Source organism: Paeniglutamicibacter kerguelensis, from assembly GCF_017876535.1.
In the GTDB taxonomy this organism is placed as follows: Bacteria; Actinomycetota; Actinomycetes; order Actinomycetales; family Micrococcaceae; genus Paeniglutamicibacter; species Paeniglutamicibacter kerguelensis.
Genome location: NZ_JAGIOF010000001.1, coordinates 2,180,738 through 2,203,304, shown reverse-complemented (window position 1 = coordinate 2,203,304; position 22,567 = coordinate 2,180,738). Strand labels below are relative to the sequence as shown.

General features: G+C 65.7%; 20 protein-coding genes. 18 read left to right on the top strand and 2 right to left on the bottom strand.

Features of this window, described 5'->3' with window-relative positions:
- From JOF47_RS10005 to JOF47_RS09975, 7 genes are all read left to right on the top strand, one after another.
- Positions 1-633, top strand: coding sequence for a riboflavin synthase (locus JOF47_RS10005; RefSeq protein ID WP_209997436.1), 633 nt, complete (start codon positions 1-3; stop codon positions 631-633).
- Positions 630-1,913, top strand: coding sequence for a 3,4-dihydroxy-2-butanone-4-phosphate synthase (gene ribB, locus JOF47_RS10000; protein ID WP_209997435.1), 1,284 nt, complete (start codon positions 630-632; stop codon positions 1,911-1,913). Before JOF47_RS10005 ends, ribB begins: the two co-directional genes overlap by 4 nt.
- Positions 1,910-2,392: a 6,7-dimethyl-8-ribityllumazine synthase gene (gene ribH, locus JOF47_RS09995; protein ID WP_209997434.1), complete on the top strand. Its 483-nt coding sequence runs from the start codon at positions 1,910-1,912 to the stop codon at positions 2,390-2,392. The genes ribB and ribH overlap by 4 nt, the downstream gene beginning before the upstream one ends.
- A 203-nt stretch (positions 2,393-2,595) precedes the next feature.
- Positions 2,596-2,859, top strand: coding sequence for a phosphoribosyl-ATP diphosphatase (locus JOF47_RS09990; RefSeq protein WP_209997433.1), 264 nt, complete (start codon positions 2,596-2,598; stop codon positions 2,857-2,859).
- Between the two features lie 114 nt (positions 2,860-2,973).
- Positions 2,974-3,822 (top strand): ATP phosphoribosyltransferase, encoded by an 849-nt coding sequence (hisG, locus tag JOF47_RS09985; RefSeq protein ID WP_209997432.1) that lies wholly within the window; start codon positions 2,974-2,976, stop codon positions 3,820-3,822.
- A gap of 65 nt (positions 3,823-3,887) precedes the next feature.
- Positions 3,888-4,658 carry an imidazole glycerol phosphate synthase subunit HisF gene (hisF, locus tag JOF47_RS09980; protein ID WP_209997431.1) on the top strand — a complete coding sequence of 257 codons (771 nt, stop codon included), beginning with the start codon at positions 3,888-3,890 and terminating at the stop codon, positions 4,656-4,658.
- Entirely contained in the window at positions 4,633-5,403 is a 771-nt protein-coding gene (locus JOF47_RS09975) for a GNAT family N-acetyltransferase (protein WP_209997430.1), read from the top strand. The genes hisF and JOF47_RS09975 overlap by 26 nt, the downstream gene beginning before the upstream one ends.
- 96 nt (positions 5,404-5,499) lie before the next feature.
- Here the strand turns inward: JOF47_RS09975 and JOF47_RS09970 are convergent, their stop codons facing one another.
- On the bottom strand, positions 5,500-6,069 hold the full coding sequence (locus JOF47_RS09970; protein WP_209997429.1) for a TetR/AcrR family transcriptional regulator: 570 nt from the start codon (positions 6,067-6,069) through the stop codon (positions 5,500-5,502).
- A 204-nt stretch (positions 6,070-6,273) separates the two neighbouring features.
- Between JOF47_RS09970 and JOF47_RS09965 the strand changes: the two genes are divergently transcribed.
- Positions 6,274-8,286 (top strand): amidase, encoded by a 2,013-nt coding sequence (locus JOF47_RS09965; RefSeq protein WP_209997428.1) that lies wholly within the window; start codon positions 6,274-6,276, stop codon positions 8,284-8,286.
- Here JOF47_RS09965 and JOF47_RS09960 read toward each other — a convergent pair.
- Positions 8,283-8,915, bottom strand: a complete 633-nt coding sequence (locus JOF47_RS09960; RefSeq protein WP_209997427.1) for a TIGR03085 family metal-binding protein — start codon at positions 8,913-8,915, stop codon at positions 8,283-8,285. The two genes, JOF47_RS09965 and JOF47_RS09960, sit on opposite strands and share 4 nt — an antisense overlap.
- A gap of 144 nt (positions 8,916-9,059) precedes the next feature.
- Between JOF47_RS09960 and hisI the strand changes: the two genes are divergently transcribed.
- The 10 genes from hisI to JOF47_RS09910 all read left to right on the top strand — a co-directional run bounded on the left by hisI (position 9,060) and on the right by JOF47_RS09910 (position 22,540).
- Positions 9,060-9,461, top strand: a complete 402-nt coding sequence (gene hisI, locus JOF47_RS09955) for a phosphoribosyl-AMP cyclohydrolase (protein WP_209997426.1) — start codon at positions 9,060-9,062, stop codon at positions 9,459-9,461.
- A gap of 41 nt (positions 9,462-9,502) precedes the next feature.
- Positions 9,503-11,062 (top strand): anthranilate synthase component I, encoded by a 1,560-nt coding sequence (locus tag JOF47_RS09950; RefSeq protein ID WP_209997425.1) that lies wholly within the window; start codon positions 9,503-9,505, stop codon positions 11,060-11,062.
- The gene (locus tag JOF47_RS09945; protein ID WP_209997424.1) at positions 11,059-11,661 is read left to right on the top strand and encodes a Trp biosynthesis-associated membrane protein; all 603 of its coding nucleotides are present in this window, start codon (positions 11,059-11,061) and stop codon (positions 11,659-11,661) included. The genes JOF47_RS09950 and JOF47_RS09945 overlap by 4 nt, the downstream gene beginning before the upstream one ends.
- A 117-nt stretch (positions 11,662-11,778) precedes the next feature.
- Positions 11,779-12,030 (top strand): HGxxPAAW family protein, encoded by a 252-nt coding sequence (locus JOF47_RS09940; RefSeq protein WP_209997423.1) that lies wholly within the window; start codon positions 11,779-11,781, stop codon positions 12,028-12,030.
- A gap of 2 nt (positions 12,031-12,032) precedes the next feature.
- Positions 12,033-12,866: an indole-3-glycerol phosphate synthase TrpC gene (trpC, locus tag JOF47_RS09935; protein WP_209997422.1), complete on the top strand. Its 834-nt coding sequence runs from the start codon at positions 12,033-12,035 to the stop codon at positions 12,864-12,866.
- 37 nt (positions 12,867-12,903) lie between these two features.
- Complete coding sequence (trpB, locus tag JOF47_RS09930) at positions 12,904-14,196, top strand: tryptophan synthase subunit beta (RefSeq protein ID WP_209997421.1); 1,293 nt, start codon at positions 12,904-12,906, stop codon at positions 14,194-14,196.
- A complete protein-coding gene (trpA, locus tag JOF47_RS09925) occupies positions 14,193-14,987 on the top strand; it encodes a tryptophan synthase subunit alpha (protein WP_425354915.1) in 795 nt (264 codons plus the stop codon). The genes trpB and trpA overlap by 4 nt, the downstream gene beginning before the upstream one ends.
- The gene (lgt, locus tag JOF47_RS09920) at positions 14,984-16,057 is read left to right on the top strand and encodes a prolipoprotein diacylglyceryl transferase (protein WP_209997419.1); all 1,074 of its coding nucleotides are present in this window, start codon (positions 14,984-14,986) and stop codon (positions 16,055-16,057) included. Before trpA ends, lgt begins: the two co-directional genes overlap by 4 nt.
- A 428-nt stretch (positions 16,058-16,485) precedes the next feature.
- Positions 16,486-21,090 carry a glutamate synthase large subunit gene (gltB, locus tag JOF47_RS09915; protein ID WP_209997418.1) on the top strand — a complete coding sequence of 1,535 codons (4,605 nt, stop codon included), beginning with the start codon at positions 16,486-16,488 and terminating at the stop codon, positions 21,088-21,090.
- On the top strand, positions 21,083-22,540 hold the full coding sequence (locus tag JOF47_RS09910) for a glutamate synthase subunit beta (RefSeq protein ID WP_209997417.1): 1,458 nt from the start codon (positions 21,083-21,085) through the stop codon (positions 22,538-22,540). The genes gltB and JOF47_RS09910 overlap by 8 nt, the downstream gene beginning before the upstream one ends.
- Positions 22,541-22,567 lie beyond the last annotated feature (27 nt).

Here is a 22,567-nt window from a genome sequence, read left to right as displayed (position 1 = left end):
ATGTTTACAGGAATCATCAGCGGCATGGGCCGCGTCGAAGCGGTGAACGCCGAACCCGAGTCCGACTCCGTGGTGCTGCACATCAGCGCACCGAACCAGACCGAAAACCTCGGCCTGGGCGGATCGATCGCCATCAACGGCGTGTGCCTCACCGCAACCAGCATCGAAGGCGACTCGCTCGCACTCGACGTCATGGGCGAAACCCTCCGGCACACCACGATTGGCGGGCTCAAGGCGGGCGAGGCAATAAACCTCGAACGTTGCGTGCAGGCGGGTGGGCGCCTTGACGGGCACGTGGTGCAGGGGCACGTGGACGGCGTGGGCACGCTGCTGGAGCACGAAACCCTGGGTGCCTGGGACCGGTTCCGGTTTGCCATTCCATACCCGCTTGCCAGGTATGTGGCCAAGAAGGGCTCGATCGCCATCGACGGGATTTCCCTGACCGTCACTGAAGTGGCAGACGCCAACGAAAAGGACCAATGGTTCGAAGTGGGAATCATTCCCACCACGCTGCGCGAAACCACGTTGGGTCAGCGGGAACCGGGCGACAGCGTGAACCTCGAGGTGGACGTGATGGCCAAGTACGCCGAACGCCTTGCCTCCTTTAACCCAGCCGAAGGGGCAACACCATGAGCACCGAAACAATCCGCCTTGATTCCATAGCTTCGGCGATCAGCGCCATGGCCGCCGGCAAGGCAGTGGTGGTCGTGGACGATGCGGACCGCGAAAACGAAGGCGACATTATTTTCGCCGCGGAATTCGCCACGCCCGAACTCATGGGTTGGACCATCCGGCATTCCTCGGGCGTGGTCTGCACCCCGATGACCGGCGACCGGGCCGACGCGCTTGGCCTGCCTCCCATGGTGCAAAACAACCAGGACGCCAAGGGCACCGCCTACACGGTGTCCTGCGATGCCGCCCACGGCGTGAGCACCGGCATCAGCGCGGCCGACAGGGCCCTGACCTCGCGCATCCTGGCCGATCCGGCCTCCGGGGCTGACCTCATTACCCGTCCGGGGCACATTTTCCCGCTGCGCGCGGTGGACGGCGGCGTCTTGGTGCGCCGCGGCCACACCGAGGCCAGCGTCGACCTGTGCGTGGCTGCCGGGTTGGAACCGGTGGGCGTCATCGCCGAACTGGTCCACGACGACGGCTCCATGATGCGGTTGCCCGCGCTGCGTGAATTTGCCGACCTGTGGAACATCCCGCTGGTCAGCATCGAGGACCTGGCAGCGTGGCGCGCAAGCTGCGATGCCGAGCCGGTGATCGGCACCAAGGCCTCGGCCGTGCAATCGGGACCCGAGGTCAAGGTCCCCACCCCGCACGGGGAATTCATGGTGCGGGCCTGGCTCGAGCGGTCCACGGGCGTCGAACACTTGTCCCTGAGCGCGCAGGGGCCGGACGGCACGATGCCGTTCGAGCCGCTGGTGCGGGTGCACTCCGAATGCCTCACGGGCGACGTTTTCGGTTCCTACCGTTGTGACTGCGGCGAGCAACTGTCTGCCGGCCTGCAGGCCATCAACGAATTCGGCGGGGTGCTGATCTACCTTCGCGGACACGAAGGACGAGGCATCGGACTTGCCAACAAGATCCGTGCCTATGCCCTGCAGGACGGGGGAGCGAACACCGTGGCGGCCAACGAACAATTGGGGCTGCCGGTGGACGCACGCAACTACGATGCCGCCGCGGCGATCCTTGACGCAATGGATATCCGCAGCGTCAGGCTTGTCACCAACAACCCGCTCAAAGAGCAGTGGTTGAAGGAAGCCGGAATCGACGTGACCGAACGGGTTCCCACCCGTGTTGCGGCACGACCGGAAAACCTTGAATACCTACGTACCAAGCAGGAATTGCTGCACCACTCGTTGCAGCTTCCGACCACAGTAACCACCAACCCAGGAGTTGAATCATGAGCGGACACGGCGCACCAACCATCGGCGCAGAAGAACTAGCGGCAGCCGGCAAGGCCGGCATGCGAGCGGTCATCGTGGCGGCCAGCTGGCACACCCAGATCATGGACGGGCTCATCGACGGCGCCAAGCGTGCCGCCATCGACGCCGGAATCCAAACGCCGGACATCGTTCGGGTCCCCGGGACCTTCGAGCTTCCCGTGGCTGCCGCGCGGTTGGCGCCGGACTACGACGCGGTGATTGCCTTGGGCGTAGTCATCCGCGGCGGAACCCCGCACTTCGACTACGTGTGCCAGGGTGCAACGCTGGGGCTCACCGACGTTTCGGTGCGAACCGGTGTCCCGGTTGGCTTCGGCGTATTGACCTGCGACAACGAAGAGCAGGCAATTGCCCGTGCAGGGTTGGAAGGCTCCGTTGAGGACAAGGGCTATGAGGCCATGAGCGCCGGACTGCAGACCGCAGTGGCACTGACCCGCCGCTGACACCCACGTTGCGTGGCCCGCGGTTTGCCTTTCCGGGGCATCGGTTCCGGGAGGATGAACGGCGGGCCACACGCAACACTCCGGCGGCCCCACCAACACCCGCAAAGTCATCCTCGCGTCATGTTCGGTCCCGAGCGCGAGTCCTTCGTCACATTGGGCCGGTGGTTGTGAGTGCGCCGGACACGCAGGGCTAGGCTGTTTATGTGAAAACTTTTGACACCCTCTTCGCCGAGCTTTCCGAGAAAGCCAAGGCCCGCCCCGAAGGTTCGCGTACCATCGCCGAACTGGACTCGGGCGTCCATGGCATCGGAAAGAAGGTCGTGGAGGAAGCCGCCGAAGTGTGGATGGCTGCCGAATACGAAAGCAACGAAGCGGCCGCCGAAGAAATCTCCCAGCTGCTCTACCACCTTCAGGTGATGATGCTGGCCAAGGGCCTGACTCTGCAGGACGTTTACAAGCATCTCTAGCCGCCGCTTTCGGGGCTGGTATTTGTATCACCCCCCGAGCCGCGGTGGCCAACAAGCAAAAATTTGTTGTCCTGATGCCGTAAAAATCCAAAAGTCAGAAACGAGAAACACCTCATGTTGCGTGTAGCACTTCCCAATAAGGGAGCCCTCTCAGAAATCGCTTCAACCATGTTGCTGGAGGCTGGCTACGTCCAGCGCCGCGACAACCGCGAACTTGTCATGGTTGACCCGGAAAACGACGTCGAGTTCTTCTACCTCCGCCCCCGCGACATTGCCGTGTACGTCGGCGGCGGAATCCTTGACGTCGGAATCACCGGACGCGACCTGTACCTGGACGCCGATGTCAACGACCACGTGGACGAGGTCCTGCCGCTGGGCATCGGCGCCTCCACCTTCCGCTTCGCCGGACCCGCGGGCACCTTCACCTCGCAGGATGAACTTTCGGGCAAGCGCATTGCCACGAGCTACGACACCCTGTTGCGCAGCTACTTGGCCGACAGCGGCATCGACGCCTCGGTGGTCCGCCTCGACGGTGCCGTGGAATCCTCGGTGCGCCTTGGCGTGGCAGATGCCATCGCCGACGTCGTGGAAACCGGCAATACGCTCAAGGCCGCAGGCATGGAAATCTTCGGGGATCCGATCCTGAAGTCCGAGGCCGTGCTGATCGGCCGCACCGGCCGCAACCCGGCCGGCCTCGACGTGCTCAAGCGCCGCCTGACCGGTGTGCTGGTTGCCCGCCGCTATGTCATGCTCGACTACGACGTGCGCCGCGACCAGGCCGACGAAGCCTGCCGCCTGACCCCCGGACTGGAGTCCCCGACGGTTTCTCCGTTGCAGGATTCGGACTGGGTCGCCGTGCGTGCCATGGTCAAGAAGAACCAGACGAACAACATCATGGATGAGCTCTACGATCTGGGCGCGCGTGCGATCCTAGTCAGCCAGATCCACGCCTGCCGCATCTGATTCCGTCGTTTGCGCCATCCCTCAAAGAACACCACCTTCATAACTTTTCTAGGAGTTGATCCTTTATGAGCGTTGCGATCCGTGTGATCCCGTGCCTCGACGTGGATAACGGCAGAGTCGTCAAGGGAGTGAACTTTGAGGGGCTGCGCGATGCCGGCGACCCCGTGGAACTGGCCAAGCGCTACAACGCCGCCGGTGCTGACGAAATCACGTTCCTCGACGTGACGGCTTCCTCGGGAAACCGCGAAACCACCTACGACGTCGTCGCCAAGACGGCGGAGGAAATCTTCATTCCCCTCACCGTTGGCGGCGGCGTGCGTGCCGTCGAAGACGTCGACCGCCTGCTGCGCGCAGGTGCCGACAAGGCCTCGATCAACACCGCCGCGGTTGACCGCCCCGAGGTTATCAACGAAATCACCCGTCGCTTTGGATCCCAGGTACTGGTGCTTTCGCTCGACGCCCGCCGCACCAACGATCCAAACGTTGCCTCGGGCTTCGAGGTCACCACCCACGGCGGACGCACCGGCACCGGCCGCTGCGCCGTGGCCTGGGCCAAGGAAGCCGCCGAGCGCGGCGTGGGCGAGATCCTGCTGAACTCGATCGATGCCGACGGCACCAAGGACGGCTTCGACCTTGAAATGATCCGCGCCGTTCGCGCCGAGGTCACCGTTCCGTTGATCGCCTCGGGTGGTGCAGGCGGACCGGAACACTTCCCGCCGGCAATCGCAGCCGGCGCCGACGCGGTTCTGGCCGCCTCCATCTTCCACTTTGGCCCGAATGACATGATCAAGCAGGTCAAGGACGCCATTCGTGAAGCAGGATTCCCGGTCCGCTAAACCTGCATCCCTGGACGAAACCATGTCCAGGGGTTGGCGGGCACTTGAGGAAGAAGCAGTAGACGGCTGGCTCTGCCGTTTTTCCGGCGGAGTCACCAAGCGGGCGAACTCGGTGCTGCCCTTGGGGGAGCCTGCGGACTTTGCAGCAGCCCTCGCAGCGGTCGAACACCGCTATGCGGATCACGGGCTGCCTGCCGTCTTCCAAGTCAGTCACGACTCGATGCCCGTGGACTTGGACCGGCGGCTTGCCGAACGCGGCTATCTGCTGGATTCGCCGACGCTCGTCCAATACCTTGCGCTCGTTGAAGGCGGCAATGCCGGCGGCGGGGACAATGATCATCGCATCGAATTGGCCGATGAACCGAGCGAATCCTGGCTCGAAACCCTATGGGACGTCGAAGGACCGCATGCACCGGAGGCCCGGGCGCTGAGCCGGCTCATACTGGCCGAAACTCCATCCGTTTATGCATCCCTGGTACTCGAAGGCCGGGTCGAAGCAATCGCCCGGCTTGCCTTGGTCGGGAACCTGGGTGGAATCTACGGCGTGGCAACAAAGACGGGTTCGCGCTCCCGCGGGCACGGCCGTGCCGTGGTTCAGGCGTTGCTCACCGAAGCCGCGAATCGGGATCTCGAAGGGCTCTGGCTGCAGGTCGTCGAGTCGAACGAGATTGCCCGCAGGCTCTACGAATCGCTGGGTTTCGAAACCGTCTCCCGCTATCACTACCGCATCGCGTCTTGCATCTGACAAGTCATAACTGCTAGTCGGTGACGATCCCAGGCGGCGCCGTGACGTGTCCTTCGTCCGCAGCTCGAATTCGTTGTTCCGGGGTCCGTCCTCCGATCAGTCGTTGACCGGAAGAATCGCTTCCAATCCGCGTTCCAATGCCACGCGTGCCGCATCCGTATTCAACTGGTTGGACAGCCAGCGGCTGGAAAGACCTTCAACCAGGGACGTCAGTAACAATGCGGTTCCCTGGCATTGCTCGACCTGCGCTCCGGTGTGCTCGCTGACCAGTTCGGCGACGTGCGACTGCCACGCCGCAGTGGAAGCGGCCAGATGCTCGGCCAGTGGCTGCTCAAAGACCGAGATGGCCCTGATTTCGTTCCACACAATTGATTTCGCACGGACCGACTCGTCGTCCTGGATTTCGCCCAGCAGCAACTCGCGCAACAATCCGTAGGGCTCGATACCACCTGCCACCGGTTCCTCGCGCTGTGCGACCGAGTCCGTGTTGACGTACTCCAGCGTCGCGGCCAGCAAACCGTCCCTGTCGGTGAAGTGGTAATAGACAAGTCCGGTGGAGATGCCGGCTTGCTTGCAGACGTCTTGCACGCGCATGCCACGGACTCCGTCACGGGCGATGCAGATGCTGCACGCCTCAAGAATTCGCTGGCGGGTGTCGTTGGCCATGCCGGAACCAAGCCTTTCAATTGCTGTGAATGCAAGGGATTTTCCGTTTGGCGACCTTGCGGACTTCCGTGTACCGTGGGTCACACGTTATCGTTAACTGAATATCCAGTCAATTTCTGTTTGCTCCTCACGATCGAGACTTTCGCGCCCCAAGCGTTCGAAGCCCGGCGGTGCAGGAACAAGATCCGTGAGGGGAATCCACCAATGGGCCTGCCGTTCAGCATCTATGAAGCTTCCATCGACGACGTCTTGCAGGCGCTCGATGAGGGCACCATCACCGCCGTCGAGCTGGTTGCCGCCCACTTGGCACGGGTGGGACGCTTCGACAGGTCCTCGGTGCGCCTCAACGCCATGGCCGTGCTGAATCCCAACGCCTTTGCCGAGGCCGCCGAATCGGATCGCCGCCGCCGCGCCGGCCAGGCCGGCTCCCTTGAAGGGGTGCCTTTCACCGTCAAGGACAGCTACATGGTCGCCGGGCTCACCGTCGCCGCAGGTTCGCCAGCCTTCAAGGACCTGGTGGCCCAGGACGACGCCTTCACCGTGGCGCGGATCCGCGAGGCCGGGGGAGTGCTGGTGGGCAAGACCAACATGCCGCCCATGGCCGACGGCGGCATGCAACGCGGCGTCTACGGCCGGGCCGAAAGCCCCTACAACACCAACTACCTGGCGGCAGCCTATGCCTCCGGCTCGTCAAACGGCTCGGCGGTTGCCACCGCGGCCAGCATGGGCGTGTTCGGCATGGGGGAGGAGACCGTGTCTTCGGGGCGAAGCCCGGCCTCAAACAACGGCCTCTGCGCCTACACCCCCTCGCGCGGCGTTATCTCGATCCGCGGCAACTGGCCGCTGTTCCCGACCAGGGACGTGGTGGTGCCTCACACCCGAAGCATGAAGGACATGTTCCGCCTGCTGGACGTGATTGTGGTCGACGATGAAAACACCACAGGTGATTTCTGGCGCGACCAGAAAGCGGTTGCGTTGCCCGCGGCCTCAACGGTTCGCCCCGGGAACTATGCGGAACTGACAGACCCCGAGGCCCTGAATGGCAAGCGCTTGGGGGTCCCGCGCATGTACCTCGGCAAGGACGCCGGCTTCCCCCTCGCGGTGCGCGGCTCGATCCTGGAACTCTGGGATGCCGCGCGCACCAGGCTCGAGGCTCTCGGTGCGACCGTCGTCGAGGTCGACCTGCCCATGATCGAAAAATACGAGGGCAACACCCCGGGAGGCGAACAACTCGCGGCGCTCGGCATCCTGCCCGAGGGGTGGATGGACATCGAATTCAACGAAATCCTCGCTCATGGCTGGGACACCTTCTTGCGAGCCAACAACGACCCCGCGCTGAACCGCCTGGCCGACGTCGACCACACCCGGATCTTCCCGGCGCCCGAAGGATCACTGCCCGACCGCTACGAGGAAGTCGAAGACTACGAGAACCGCTACCGCGACGTGGTGAACATGGCGGCCGGCGGGTTGCCGCCGGTCCACTCCCTGCCGGGCTTCGCCCAAGGGCTCCGGTCGCTCGAAGCGCTGCGCAAGGAACTCTTCGAGGACTGGCTGGAGGAGCGCGGGCTGGATGCAATCGTCTTCCCGGCCAATGCCGACGTTGCGGCCCAGGACTCGGATATCAACACGGAATCCGCGGACCAAGCCTGGACAAACGGGGTGTTCTTCTCCAACGGAAATTACGCGTTGCGCCACTTCGGGATTCCGAGCGTCACCGTGGCCATGGGAAACATGCATGACACCAAGATGCCGGTGGGACTGACCATTGCCGGCCCCGCCTATGCCGACAACGAGCTGTTGGCGTGTGCCTACGCCTTCGAAGCGGCGGGTTCGCTGCGCCAGGCCCCGGTACTGGCGCCGCCGCTGCCGGGCGACGGTGTCTGCGGCTCGGGGCGCGCATTCAGCTCGGGGGACCCGGAACCGCTGGAGATCACTGTTGGAGCGGAGTTCGAGCACGGGACCCAGCACGAGGGCGCAAGGTTGTTGCGCATCTCGGGAACCGTGGTGGCACCGGAAAGCGCATCGATCCGTCTCACCGTGAACGGCGAAGATGTCCTTGCCGCCAGGGACGGAAACGGTTGGAGTGCCACGCACGTGCTGGGCGCCGGTGTCGAGCCCAGGGCCGTTGGCTCGAATCCCGTGGCCAGCGACGCCCTGGTGGTTGTCAGCGTGGTGGCGCCAACGGGCCAGGCGGCCGGGGCCTTCGCCGAAATCTAGTACTGGGAGTTGAGTAGTTCGAGTGCCTCGTTGGCGCCCTCGAATGTCACGAGCGCCTCTTCGCGCCGTCCCGAGGCATGAAGCAGCAATTCCTCGGGGCGGCCCATGATCGCCACCGAAGTCTTGGCCTTGCGGGCTACATGGCGCCGGCCATCGGGACGCACCAGGATGATGCCCACGTCGGTGCCCCGGTAATACAGGCCGGCACGGCGGACCAGGTCCTTCCACAGGAGCTCGGCATACTGCTCGTCAAGCACGCGCGGTGCCCAGCGGTCGGTGGCGCGGCGGACATCCTCGGTGTGGATGAAGTACTCGCTCAGGTTTGCCGAACGGTCAAAAGCCGGCAGGGCAAACGGCGAGTATTTGGGTGCGCCGGCAACGAATTCGTGGACAAGCTCCGCATAGGCGGCGGTGTCGCGGGCCTTGTCGGCCCTGGACTGGAGCTCGCGCTCCATCACGGAGGCCAGCGGCTTCAGGACAATGCCTGCTGAGAGCATCGAGTGTTCGCGCAACACCAGGTGCGCGGCAAGGTGGCGGGTCTGCCAACCGGCACACAATGTCGGGGCCGTCGGCCCTGCTGCCAGTAGGACTTCGGCTAATACTTCACGGGAGGCTGGGACAAAATGCATCACTACGAAACTAACACGTTCGGGGCCGCTTGTGGCCGTATGAAGCACCATGCGACACACAGGGTGTGGTGAATCGTTGCGTGCGTGCCGCGCGGGTGAATCCCGTTCGGCCAATTGCGCTTCGGTGGCACTAGACTGGAAGTGATGTCGCAGAACCCAGCCTTCGCAACCCCCGTCTCCGTTGACGGCAAATTGTCCGCCGAAATCTCCGCGGCCCTGAAAAAGGACGACTCCGGATTGGTCGCGGCCATCATCCAGCAGTACGGCACCCATGAGGTGCTCATGCTCGGGTGGATGGACGAGGAAGCTCTCCGTCGCACCCTCACCACCGGGCGGGTGACCTTCTGGTCGCGTTCCCGCAAGGAATACTGGCGCAAGGGCGACACCTCCGGGCACTCCCAGCTGGTGCGTTCTGTCGCCCTGGATTGCGACGGCGATGCCCTGCTGGTGGTGGTCGACCAGATCGGTGCGGCCTGCCACACCGGCACCCACACCTGCTTTGACGGGCGCGAGATCCCGGCCGTCGTCGGCCGCCGCGTTTCCTGACCCGACACCACCTTCGTCCACGCAAGGATACCTAGCCACTTATGCAAGCTCTCGGTGCGCTCACACCCACCCGCGAGCAGTTCCGCGCCCTCGCCGCGGACCGCCGCGTCATTCCCGTGACCATGCGGGTGCTGGCCGACTCGCTGACCCCCATCTCCATCTACCGCCGGCTTGCCGGCGGCCGCCCCGGCACCTTCCTGATGGAATCGGCCGCCGCCGGGGGAGTGTGGAGCCGGTACTCGTTCATCGGCACCAACTCCCCGGCCACGCTGACCACCCGTGAAGGCAAGGCCCACTGGCTGGGCACGCCGCCCGCCGGCATGCCGACCGAGGGCAACCCCGTCGAGGTGCTGCGCGACACCGTGCGCGCCCTGCGCACCGAACCGCTGCACGGCCTGCCGCCGCTGACCAGCGGCATGGTCGGCTTCATCGGCTGGGAGGCCGTGCGCCACTGGGAGAAGCTGCCCAACCCGCCGGCCGACGACCTGCACCTGCCGGAGCTAGCCATGAACCTGGTCGGGGACATGGCCGTGCATGACAACACCGACGGCACGCTGACGCTGATCGCCAACGCCATCAACTTCAACGGCACCGACGACGGCGTCGACGGGGCCTACGACCACGCGGTTGACCGCGTGCGCGCCATGCTCGCGACCCTGGCCGAGGCTACCGACACCCCTGTCTCGGTGCTCTCCGGGACCGACGTCCCGGCCGACGAGCTGATGAACGCCGTCACCCACTCCTGGGACGAGGACTCCTACCGCCAGGCGGTGCTGCGCGGCAAGGAAGCCATCGTCGACGGCGAGGTGTTCCAGGTGGTCATTTCGCGCCGCTTCGAGCTCGAATCCCACGCGGACCCGCTGGATGTCTACCGCATCCTGCGCGCCACGAACCCCAGCCCGTACATGTACCTCTTCAGCCTCGAGGACTCCCACGGCAAGGCCTACTCGATCGTGGGTTCCTCCCCGGAGGCGCTGGTCACCGTCAACGACGACCACGTCGTCACGCACCCCATCGCCGGCTCGCGGCCGCGCGGCGCCACCTACGAGGACGACCAGCAGCATGAGAAGAACCTGTTGGCCGACGAGAAGGAGCGTGCCGAGCACCTGATGCTCGTGGACCTTTCGCGCAACGACCTGTCCAAGGTCTGCGTCCCGGGCTCGGTGGAGGTCACCCAGTTCATGGAGGTCGAGCGCTTCAGCCACATCATGCACCTGGTCTCCAACGTGGTCGGCAAGCTGTCCCCGGACACCGACGGCTACGACGTGCTCGCAGCGACGTTCCCCGCGGGGACCCTCTCCGGCGCGCCCAAGCCGCGCGCCCTGCGACTGCTGGACGAGCTGGAACCGTACCGCCGCGGCATCTACGGCGGCGTCGTGGGCTACCTCGACTTCGCCGGCGACATGGACATGGCCATCGCCATCCGTTCGGCGCTGCTCAAGGGCAACCGCGCCTTTGTGCAGGCCGGCGGCGGAATCGTCAACGACTCGGACCTCGACGCTGAGGCCCTTGAAACCATCAACAAGTCGGCCGCACCGCTGCGCGCCGTCTGGGCCGCAGGCACCATGGCGCCCGCCGGCCAGGACATCGAAGGATCATGACCAACACCAAGACCCCTCGCTGGGGCACCAAACGCGTTGTCATGCTGCTGGGCCTGGTCGGTGCCGTGTTGGCGCTGGCCACCAGCACCCGCATCTGGATCACGGTCCAGCCCGAGGTCGGCTCCGTGAAGATCCCGCTGATCGAGGTCGCGGGCTCCGACGCCTCGGCGGCCATCGCCGCGCTCGCGGTCGTGGCCCTGGCCGGTTCGCTGGCGGCGCTGATCGCCGGCAAGGTCGCCCGCTACATCATCGCCGGCATCCTGCTGCTGGCCGGTGGCGGCATCATTGCCTCGTCCGTCGCGGTGCTGGCCAACCCGGTCTCGGCCTCTGCCACCAAGGTCGGCGAAGCTACGGGGCTGAACACCGCCGGCGGGGACTACCAGGTGTCCTTCTGGCCCTACGTGGCCGTGCTGGCCGGCGTGCTGCTGGTGCTCAACGCACTGGTCCTGGCAATTGCCGGGCACACCTGGGCCGGCAGCAAGAAGTACGCGCGCGACAACGCCGCGGCCGCGGCGCAACGGGATTCGGCAAACTCCACGGGACCGATCGATGAGATCGACGGCTGGGACTCGCTCTCCCGCGGGGACGATCCCACCTGAGGAACGCGCGGTGGCGGGCAACATGGCACGCCACGGCGTTAAAGAATGGCAGAATAGACAGTAGTTAATCGTCGGGAAAATTCCCGAGCGGCACGAGGTGACGAGGAGTATCCCACCATGGCTAACAGCAACACCCAGATCGATCCGATGCACGCCGAAGAAATCGGCCACGGCAACTCAATTGCGGCTTGGACCTTGGTCGGCATTTCAATGATCGGTGTCATCATCGGCGGAATCGCCTTCGCCGGACACAACCCGACCATGGTCTACGCGGGCCTCGGCGTCGTCGTGCTCGGCATGATCGCCGGTTGGATCATGAAGAAGGCCGGTTTCGGCGTGGGCGGCGCCCGGTCGGGTTCCTCGCACTAGCCGTGAGCGTACTTACGGATATCATTGCGGGCGTTCGGATCGATCTGGACGCCCGCCGTTCCATATGCGGCCAGGTCCAGATCGAGGCCGACGCGGCAAACGCCGCCCCGGCGCTCGACGCCTTTGCGGCCCTCGGCGGAGCCGCCGACCAGTCCGACCGTGACGCCGTGTTACGCGTGATCTCAGAGGTCAAGCGCAAGTCCCCGTCCAAGGGTGCGCTTGCCGACATCCCGGAACCGGCCGAACTTGCCGCGGCCTACGTCGCCGGCGGCGCCTCCGTCATCTCCGTGCTCACCGAGGAACGCCGCTTCGGCGGATCGCTGGCCGACCTCGACGCCGTGCGCGCCGCCGTCGACATCCCGCTGCTGCGCAAGGACTTCACGGTCGACGCGTACCAGATCTACGAGGCCCGCGCCCACGGTGCCGACCTCATCCTGTTGATCGTCGCGGCCCTGGACGACGCGCAGATGCGCGAATTCCTGGACCTCACCCACGCACTGGGCATGAACGCCCTGGTGGAGACCCACACCGAGGAGGAAATCGCCAGGGCCGTGAAGCTCGGGGCGAAGATCATCGGCGTGAACGTGCGCAACCTCAAGACCCTGGAGGTGGATCCCGCGAACTTTGCGAAGCTGGCGGGGTTGATCCCGCCCGAGGCCGTCATCATCGCCGAATCCGGCGTCAGCTCGGTCGCCGAGGTGCGCGAGTACGCCTCCCGCGGCGCGGATGCCATCCTGGTCGGCGAGGCGCTCGTGAAGGACAACGACCCGCGCGCGGCCATCGACCAATTCATTACCGCGGGAACCGCAGCCAAGCCGGCGCGGCCCCACCCATAACCTGCATGAATTCCTCAGCTAGATAAGGATGCCAACGATGAACCCGACGACAGGTGAACCGGCAGAAGGTTCCCGGAAGCCCGCTGCAACACCCGGGGATTCCCTGCGGCATGCGCCAGGGCCGTACTTCGGCGACTACGGCGGACGCTGGATGCCCGAATCGCTGATCGCCGCCATGGACGAACTGAGCGAGACCTTCGAGGCCGCCAAGGCGGACCCGGAATTCGTGGCGCAGGTCAAGGACCTGAACAAGAACTACTCCGGGCGCCCCTCCCTGCTCACCGAGGCCAAGCGCTTCTCCGAGGCCGCCGGCGGGGTTCGCGTCTTCCTCAAGCGCGAGGACCTGAACCACACCGGCAGCCACAAGATCAACAACGTGCTCGGCCAGGCGCTGCTTGCCAAGCGCATGGGCAAGACGCGCATCATCGCCGAGACCGGCGCGGGCCAGCACGGCGTCGCCTCGGCCACCGCGGCGGCCCTGATGGGCCTGGAATGCGTTGTCTACATGGGCGCCGAGGACACCCGCCGGCAGGCCCTGAACGTCGCGCGCATGCAGCTGCTCGGCGCCACGGTCATCCCGGTGACCGCCGGTTCGCAGACGCTGAAGGACGCCATCAACGAGGCGCTGCGCGACTGGGTCGCCAACGTGGACACCACCCACTACCTGCTGGGCACCGCCGCCGGCGGACACCCGTTCCCGGCCATGGTGCGCTACTTCCACGAGGTCATCGGAGAGGAAGCCCGCGAGCAGATCCTGGCCCAGACCGGCCGCCTGCCGGACGCCGTTGCCGCGTGCATCGGCGGCGGCTCCAACGCCATCGGCATCTTCCACGGTTTCCTTGACGACCCCTCGGTGGAGCTCTACGGCTTCGAGGCCGGCGGCGACGGCGTGGACACCCCGCGCCACGCGGCCACCATCACCCTGGGCAAGCCCGGCGTGCTGCACGGCGCCAAGAGCTACCTGATGCAGGACGACGACGGCCAGACCATCGAGTCGCACTCGATCTCCGCCGGCCTGGACTACCCGGGCGTCGGCCCGGAGCACGCCTACCTGGCGGACATCGGACGAGTGCACTACGAGCCGATCACCGACACCGAGGCCATGGACGCCTTCTCGCTGCTCTGCCGCACCGAGGGCATCATCCCGGCCATCGAGTCCTCGCACGCCCTGGCCGGCGTGCTGAAGATCGCGGCCCGCAAGATCGCCGCCGGCGCCAAGCCGGAAGAAACCATCATCGTCGCGAACCTTTCGGGCCGCGGCGACAAGGACGTTGGAACCGCCGCCGAATGGTTCAAACTCATCGACTCCGAAGCGAAGGATGCCAAGTGAGCCACGTTTCCAAGAGTGCAGCAGCCATCGCCGCAGCCCGCGCCGAGGGCCGCCCGGCCCTGATCTGCTACCTGCCCGCCGGTTTCCCGGACGTGCAGGCCACCATTGACGCGGCCGTCGCGATGGCCGAAAACGGCGCCGACATCATCGAGGTCGGCATCCCGTACTCGGACCCCGTGATGGACGGCTCGGTCATCCAGGCCGCCACCGTCCAGTCGCTGGCCCAGGGCTTCAGGGTCGCCCAGGTCTTCGACATCATCAAGGGCATCACCGAGCGCTGCTCCGCCACGGTCATGGTCATGACCTACTGGAACCCGGTGCTGCGCATGGGCGTGGACGAGTTCTCCCGCCGCCTCGCCGAGGCCGGCGGCGCCGGGCTGATCACCCCGGACCTGATCCCGGACGAGGCCGCCGAGTGGATGGAGGCCTCCGACAAGTATGGACTTGACCGCGTCTTCCTGGTCGCCCCGTCCTCCACCGAAGCCCGCATGAAGGCCACCGTCGCCGCGAGCCGCGGATTCGTCTACTGCGTTTCGGTCATGGGCGTCACCGGTGCGCGCAGCGAGGTTTCCGACGCCGCCGCATCGGTTGTCGCCGCGGCCCACGCGGCCGGCGCCGAGAACGCCTGCGTCGGCCTGGGCGTTTCGCAGCGCAAGCACGTCGAGGAAATCGGCGCCTACTCCGACGGCGTCATCGTCGGCACCGCACTGGTCGCCGCGCTTCGCGACGGGGGAGTGGAGGCCGTTGCCAAGCTCACCGCCGAACTCAGCGGGAGGCCAGTCAGCGTATGACCACCCTGGCAGCCATCGGCACCGGCGTGTTCGCCTCGATCCCGAGCCCGCCGCCGGAGTTCTCCAAGTTCTCCATCGGCCCGTTGACCATCCACGCCTACGCCCTGTGCATCCTGGCCGGCATCGTCGTTGCCATGTGGATGACCAACAAGCGGTGGCTCGCCAAGGGCGGGCCGGCGGACGTGGTCTGGGACATCTGCATCTGGGCGATCCCGTTCGGCATCGTCGGCGGACGCCTGTACCACGTGCTGATCACCGATCCCGACTACTACTTCGGGCTCAACGGCCAAAGCGCACACCTGGGCGAGATCCCGCAGATCTGGGCCGGCGGCCTGGGCATCATGGGGGCCATCAGCCTTGGTACACTCGGCGCCTGGATCGCCTGCCGCCGCGCGGGCGTAAGGCTCACGGCCTTCCTGGATGCCGTGGCACCCGGCGTCCTGCTGGCCCAGGCCTTCGGCCGCTGGGGCAACTGGTTCAACCAGGAGCTCTTCGGCAAGCCGACCACGCTGCCTTGGGGCCTGGAGATCGACCCGACCAGCTACAACTTCCCCCCGGGCCTTCCGCCCGGAACGCTGTTCCAGCCGACGTTCCTCTACGAATCCCTTTGGAACCTTGCGGGCGTGGCGCTGCTGCTGGCGCTGGACCACAAGTTCCAGCTGCGCCGCGGCGCCATGTTCTGGTCCTACCTGATCTGGTATGGCACGGGCCGAATCATCATGGAAACCATGCGCATCGACGCCGCCGACACGATCGTCATCCTCGGCATCGGCCTGCGCGTCCACATGTGGCTCGCCATCGGCATGGTCATCCTGGGCACCGTCGGCCTCATCTACGTGCTCGTCAAACTGCGCCCGCTGCCGGACCCGGGGGTCTACCTCGAGGGCCGCGGACCCAAGCCCGAGGCCGACACCGCGGCGGAGGCCCCGGCCGGATCCGCCCCGATCGAGTCCGCACCGGAGAAGACCACGGATACCGAATCAAAAAACGGCGCCGTGCAGATCAAACCGGTCCTGGATCCCGAAAAGGAAACTGATTCCGCAGCAAAATCGGAAAAGAACGACAACTAAAAACACCATTTCAGAACCCCTCGTCAACCGCCGCCCGCGGTACATGACGAGGGGTTCTGTTATTTCTGGGTAACAATTAAGGAATCTCTAAAATGCCTAGTCATCTAACTGTTGTGAGGTATTCGGAAAACTGTTGGAAACATAACCGAGCCTAAAACCGAAACATGGCGGTGCTACGATTTTTTCACCCAGCGGGCGTAGGATTCGATGCACGAAATCGAACATGGCCCCCGCGACGCAGCAAGGCCCGGCGGACATCCCGCCGCATTGCGCAAACCACAACGACGTGGCCCGGTCCGCAGGCCGGGAAAAACCCCGCACTCTTGTCGGTGGGAAACACCCTCTCAGCAACCGATCATTTGCGACCCAGAAAACTCTCGGACAACGGCGTCCTTGTATCCCAGAAAAACACCGAGAAAGGTATGCTCATGAGCATGACCGGAGTCCAGCTGAACGCTTCACCGGATTGTGGCGGGGAAGTATCTTCGCCCTTCACACGGTTCGCAGACGCCCCCGAAGCGCAAGGCCTCTACAACCCCGAAAACGAAAAAGACGCGTGCGGGCTGGCAGTCATCGCCACCCTCAAAAAAGTACCTACCCACTCAATCGTGAACCAGGCACTCGAGGCCCTGCGCAGGCTCGAACACCGCGGCGCCGTAGGCGCCGACGACGGCACCGGTGATGGTGCCGGCATCCTCACCCAAATCCCCGACGCCTTCTTCCGCGCCGTCACCGGATTCACCCTTCCGGCCCCCGGGCACTACGCGGCCGGAACCGCCTTCCTGCCCCAGGACCTCGCGCAGCGGACGCAAGCCGTCAGCGCGCTGGAGGAACTGGCCCTCGAAGAAGGACTCAGCGTGCTGGGCTGGCGCGAACTGCCGGTCAACGCCGAGCACATCGGCCCCACGGCCCGCGGCTGCATGCCGCACTTCGCCCAAATCTTCCTCGGCATTTCCGGCGAAAACGTCACGGAACTCGACGCCCGGGTCTTCCGGGTGCGCAAGCGCGCGCAGAACAAGTTCGGCGTCTACTTCCCCTCGCTCTCCAGCGCCAGCATCGTCTACAAGGGCATGCTCTCCACCGCACAGCTTTCGGCCTTCTACCCGGACCTCACCGACGAACGCTTCGCGAGCACCTTCGGCATCGTGCACTCGCGCTTCTCCACCAACACCTTCCCGTCCTGGCCACTGGCCCAGCCCTTCCGCGCCATCGCCCACAACGGCGAAATCAACACGGTCAAGGGCAACCGGAACTGGATGCGCGCCCGCCAGTCCCAGCTGGCCTCCACACTGCTGGGCGAGGTGCCCGAGGAGCTCTTCCCGATCTGCAGCCCCGGCGCCTCCGACTCCGCCTCCTTCGACGAGGTCGCCGAGCTCCTGACGCTTTCCGGGCGCCCCATCGCCCAGGCGATCATGATGATGATCCCCGAGGCCTGGGAAAACCACGCCACCATGGATGCTGACCGCCGCGCCTTCTACGAATACCACTCCATGCTCATGGAACCGTGGGACGGCCCCGCAGCCGTGTCCTTCACCGACGGCAAGCAGGTGGGCGCGGTGCTTGACCGCAACGGCCTGCGCCCCGCACGCTTCTGGGTGAGCGACGACGGGCTGGTGGTGCTGGCCAGCGAGGTCGGCGTCATCGACCTGGCACCGGAACGGATCGTCGCCAAGGGCCGCGTGGCCCCGGGCAAGATGTTCCTCGTCGACACCGTCGCCGGACGCATCATCGAGGACGACGAAATCAAGGCGCAGATCGCCGCATCCAAGCCCTGGGCCCAATGGGTTACGGCAAACAAGATCCGCCTCTCGGACCTGCCGGACCTCGAGCACGTCAGCCACAACTCGGCCTCCGTGCAGCTGCGCCAGCGGACCTTCGGCTACACCACCGAGGAACTTCGCATCCTGCTCGCCCCGATGGCCTCCACCGGCGCCGAACCTCTGGGTGCCATGGGATCGGACACCCCGGTCGCCGTGCTCTCCGCCCGTTCGCGCCTGCTTTTCGACTACTTCACGCAGTCCTTCGCCCAGGTGACAAACCCGCCGCTGGATTCCATCCGCGAGGAACTCGTCACCTCCATGGGCACCAGCATCGGCCCCGCCGGCAACCTGCTGTCACTGGGCAAGGTCAGCGCCCAGCAGGTGTCCCTGGCCTACCCGGTCATCACCAACGACGACCTGGCCAAGATCGCCAACATCCGCGACGACGAGGGCCTCAAGGTCTCGCTGAAGGTCCGCGGGCTCTACCGCCCCGAGGGCGGGGAATCAGAGCTGCGCGCCCGCATCCAGGAAATCTGCGAAAAGGTCTCCGCAGCGATCAACCGGGGCATCAAGTTCATCGTGCTCTCGGACCGTGACTCCAACGCCCAGTGGGCTCCGATCCCGTCGCTGCTGCTCACCTCCGCGGTGCACCACCACCTGCTCAAGAGCGCCAACCGCACCAAGACCTCGTTGATCATCGAGGCCGGCGACGTGCGCGAGGTCCACCACGTGGCAGTGCTCATCGGCTACGGCGCCTCCGCCATCAACCCGTACTTGGCGCTGGAAAGCGTCGAGGAAATGGCACGCAACGGCGAGCTGGGCACCGTCACGCCCGCCAAGGCGCAGGCGAACCTGATCAAGGCGCTGGGCAAGGGCGTCCTGAAGATCATGTCGAAGATGGGCATCTCCACCGTCGCCTCATACTGCGGGGCCCAGACCTTCGAAGCACTTGGCCTGTCCCAGCGTGTGGTTGACCAGTTCTTCACCGGCACCCAATCGCAGCTCGACGGCGTGGGGCTGGACGTACTGGCCACCGAAACCGCGATGCGCCACGCCTACGCCTACCCGGCCGACCTGGCGCCGGAGCCGCACCGCACCCTGGAAACGGGCGGCGAGTACCAGTGGCGCCGCGAGGGCCCGCCGCACCTGTTCAACCCGGAAACGGTGTTCCGCCTGCAGCACGCCACCCGCGAACGCCGCTACGACATCTTCAAGGCGTACACCAAGGGCGTCGACGACCAGTCCAAGGGCCTGATGACGCTGCGCGGTCTGCTTGACTTCAAGATCGACAACTCCACGGCCATCGACATCGACGAGGTCGAGCCGGTCAGCGAGATCGTCAAGCGCTTCGCCACCGGTGCCATGAGCTACGGCTCGATTTCCGCCGAGGCGCACGAAACCCTGGCGATCGCCATGAACCGGCTGGGTGGCAAGTCCAACACCGGCGAGGGCGGCGAGGACGTCGAGCGCCTGCTGGACCCGGCGCGCCGTTCCGCGGTCAAGCAGATCGCCTCCGGCCGCTTCGGGGTCACCAGCCTGTACCTCACCAACGCGGACGACCTGCAGATCAAGATGGCGCAGGGCGCCAAGCCCGGCGAGGGCGGCCAGCTGGCCGCGCAAAAGGTCTACCCGTGGATCGCGCGCACCCGCCACTCCACCCCGGGCGTCGGGCTCATTTCCCCGCCGCCGCACCACGACATCTACTCGATCGAGGACCTGGCCCAGCTGATCCACGATGCAAAGTGCTCGAACCCCGCCGCACGCATCCACGTGAAGCTGGTCTCCGAGGTCGGCATCGGAACCGTCGCCGCGGGCGTCACCAAGGCCAAGGCCGACGTGGTGCTGGTCTCCGGACACGACGGCGGCACCGGCGCCTCGCCGCTGAACTCGCTCAAGCACGCGGGCGTGCCCTGGGAACTCGGCCTGGCCGAAACCCAGCAGACGCTGATGCTCAACGGGTTGCGCGAACGCGTCACCGTGCAGGTTGACGGCCAGCTGAAGACCGGCCGCGACGTGGTGATCGCCGCGTTGCTTGGCGCCGAGGAATTCGGCTTCGCCACCGCACCGCTGGTTGTCACCGGCTGCATCATGATGCGCGTCTGCCACCTCGACACCTGCCCGGTGGGCGTCGCCACGCAGAACCCGGAATTGCGCAAGCGCTTCACCGGGCAGGCCGACCACGTGGTGAACTTCTTCGAGTTCCTGGCCCAGGAAGTGCGCGAACTGCTCGCGCAGCTCGGCTACCGGAGCCTTGAGGAAGCCATCGGCCAGGCCGAGCGGCTCGACACCCGCGCCGCCGTGGGCCACTGGAAGACCGAGGGACTGCAACTTGAACGGATCTTTGAAACCGTTGGCTCCAAGCCCGGCGCCCCGCGCCGGCGGACCACGCTCCAGGACCACCACCTCAACGAGCACTTCGACAACCTGTTGATCACCGCGGCCGCGCCGGCACTGGCGCACCGCGAAAACGTGAGTATCGACCTGGAGGTGCGCAACACCGACCGGGCCGTGGGCACCATGCTCGGGCACCACGTGACCCGCACCTTCGGCGTGGACGAACTGGCGCCCGGAACCATCGACGTCACGCTGCGCGGACACGCGGGCCAGTCGCTCGGCGCCTTCCTCCCGGCAGGCATCGTGCTGCGGCTCATCGGGGACTCCAACGACTACGTCGGCAAGGGGCTCTCCGGCGGGCGCATCATCCTGCGGCCCGACGCGGGCAGCGGGTTCGACCCCGCAACCCAGGTCATTGCCGGAAACGTCATCGGCTACGGGGCGACCAGCGGCGAGCTTTTCATCAGCGGCATGGTCGGCGAACGCTTCGCCGTCCGGAACTCCGGTGCCAGCGCGGTGGTCGAGGGAATCGGCGACCACGGCTGCGAGTACATGACCGGGGGAACGGCCCTGATCCTCGGATCGACCGGGCGGAACTTCGCAGCCGGCATGTCCGGCGGCGTGGCCTACGTGCTGGACCTCGACACCCGCAAGCTGAACCCGCTGGCCGTCGCCAACGACGACCTGATCCTCGAGGGACCGGGCGAGGCGGACTGCGAACAGATCAAGGACCTGCTCGCAAAGCACGAACTGCACACCGGTTCGGCGCTTGCGGCAAGCCTGCTGGCCGATTGGCCGGTCGCCGCAGCCCGCTTCACCAAGGTCCTCCCGCGCGACTTCGCTGCGGTATCCCAGGCACGCAATGCTGCCGCCCATGAAGGTTTCGACCCGGATTCAGCAACCACCTGGAACCGGATTCTGGAGGTGACCCGTGGCTAATCCACGTGGATTCTTGGAAGTCCGTGAACGAGTAACCCAACCCAAGCGCCCGGTGCCCATCCGCCTGATGGACTTCCGCGAGGTCACCGAGCGGCAGAACGACGGCACGCTCAAGGCCCAGGCCGGCCGCTGCATGGACTGCGGCATCGCGTTCTGCCACAGCGGATGCCCGCTGGGCAACCTGATTCCCGAGTGGAATGCTCTGGTCCACCAGGGCCGGATGGCGGAAGCCTCGGAGCGGTTGCACGCGACCAACAACTTCCCGGAGTTTACCGGGCGGCTCTGCCCGGCCCCGTGCGAATCCTCCTGCGTGCTGGGAATCAACCAGCCGGCCGTAACAATCAAACAAATTGAGGTCGAAATCGCGGACACGTTGTTGGCTTCCGGCGACCTCGAGCCGGTGCTTGCCATGCGGCACACCGACAAGCGCATCGCGGTGGTCGGTTCCGGCCCTGCGGGGTTGGCCGCGGCCCAGCAGCTGACCCGCGCCGGACACACCGTGGCTGTGTACGAGCGGGACGAAAAGATCGGAGGGTTGCTGCGTTACGGCATCCCGGACTTCAAGATGGAAAAGGAAGTCCTCGAGCGCCGGCTGGCCCAGATGGAGGCCGAGGGAACCCGCTTTCGCACCGGCGTTTCGGTGGGTACCGACATCACCTGGGATGCCCTGCATCGCCGGTATGACGCGGTGATCCTCGCCACAGGGGCCACGGTTCCGCGTGACATGCCGATTCCCGGGCGCGAGCTCGACGGGGTCCATTTCGCCATGGACTACCTCGTCGATTCGAACCGCGTGGTGGCCGGTGAGCGCGATGGATTGCGCATCGACGCGGCCGGAAAGCACGTGGTGATCCTCGGCGGCGGAGACACCGGCGCCGACTGCCTGGGCACCGCGTTGCGCCAGGGAGCGGCAAGCGTCACGACCTTGGCCATCGGTGCCCAGCCTCCGCTGGAGCGTCCGGCAAACCAGCCGTGGCCGATGGTCCCGAGGCTGTTCGAGGTCCAATCCGCCCACGAAGAGGGCGGCGAACGCACGTACTTGGCGGCCACCGTCAACTTCACGGGCGAGCGCGGAAGCGTGATGGGTGTTACGGTAGCAGAGACCGAATTTATTGACGGTCAGCGCCTTCCGAAACCAGGCACCGAGCGGGTGATTCCCGCGGATCTGGTCTTCCTGGCTCTCGGGTTCACAGGACCCGAAGAAGCCGGTCTCAAGGAACAGGCCAACACCGAGTTTGATGACCGGGGCAGCGTCGCCCGCGATGGTTACTACATGACCAACACCCCCGGGGTGTTCGTGGCCGGCGATGCCGGACGCGGACAATCCCTGATTGTGTGGGCCATCGCCGAGGGACGATCCTGTGCCGCGGCGGTGGACAAATACCTGATGGGCGAAACCCGCCTTCCGGCCCCCGTTGCACCGACGGACCAGGCCATCAGCATGTTGTGAGACGGATGCACCACTAATGCGGTGATT

Bases quoted from the DNA above. Each gene is read 5' to 3' on its own strand.
- JOF47_RS09970 (WP_209997429.1), bottom strand. From the start codon at position 6,069: ATGGCCAACGACACCCGCCAGCGAATTCTTGAGGCGTGCAGCATCTGC.
- JOF47_RS09950 (WP_209997425.1), top strand. From the start codon at position 9,503: ATGCAAGCTCTCGGTGCGCTCACACCCACCCGCGAGCAGTTCCGCGCC.
- JOF47_RS10005 (WP_209997436.1), top strand. From the start codon at position 1: ATGTTTACAGGAATCATCAGCGGCATGGGCCGCGTCGAAGCGGTGAAC.
- ribH (WP_209997434.1), top strand. From the start codon at position 1,910: ATGAGCGGACACGGCGCACCAACCATCGGCGCAGAAGAACTAGCGGCA.
- hisG (WP_209997432.1), top strand. From the start codon at position 2,974: ATGTTGCGTGTAGCACTTCCCAATAAGGGAGCCCTCTCAGAAATCGCT.
- JOF47_RS09965 (WP_209997428.1), top strand. From the start codon at position 6,274: ATGGGCCTGCCGTTCAGCATCTATGAAGCTTCCATCGACGACGTCTTG.
- JOF47_RS09960 (WP_209997427.1), bottom strand. From the start codon at position 8,915: ATGCATTTTGTCCCAGCCTCCCGTGAAGTATTAGCCGAAGTCCTACTG.
- gltB (WP_209997418.1), top strand. From the start codon at position 16,486: ATGAGCATGACCGGAGTCCAGCTGAACGCTTCACCGGATTGTGGCGGG.
- trpB (WP_209997421.1), top strand. From the start codon at position 12,904: ATGAACCCGACGACAGGTGAACCGGCAGAAGGTTCCCGGAAGCCCGCT.
- JOF47_RS09945 (WP_209997424.1), top strand. From the start codon at position 11,059: ATGACCAACACCAAGACCCCTCGCTGGGGCACCAAACGCGTTGTCATG.
- lgt (WP_209997419.1), top strand. From the start codon at position 14,984: ATGACCACCCTGGCAGCCATCGGCACCGGCGTGTTCGCCTCGATCCCG.
- JOF47_RS09940 (WP_209997423.1), top strand. From the start codon at position 11,779: ATGGCTAACAGCAACACCCAGATCGATCCGATGCACGCCGAAGAAATC.
- ribB (WP_209997435.1), top strand. From the start codon at position 630: ATGAGCACCGAAACAATCCGCCTTGATTCCATAGCTTCGGCGATCAGC.
- hisF (WP_209997431.1), top strand. From the start codon at position 3,888: ATGAGCGTTGCGATCCGTGTGATCCCGTGCCTCGACGTGGATAACGGC.
- hisI (WP_209997426.1), top strand. From the start codon at position 9,060: ATGTCGCAGAACCCAGCCTTCGCAACCCCCGTCTCCGTTGACGGCAAA.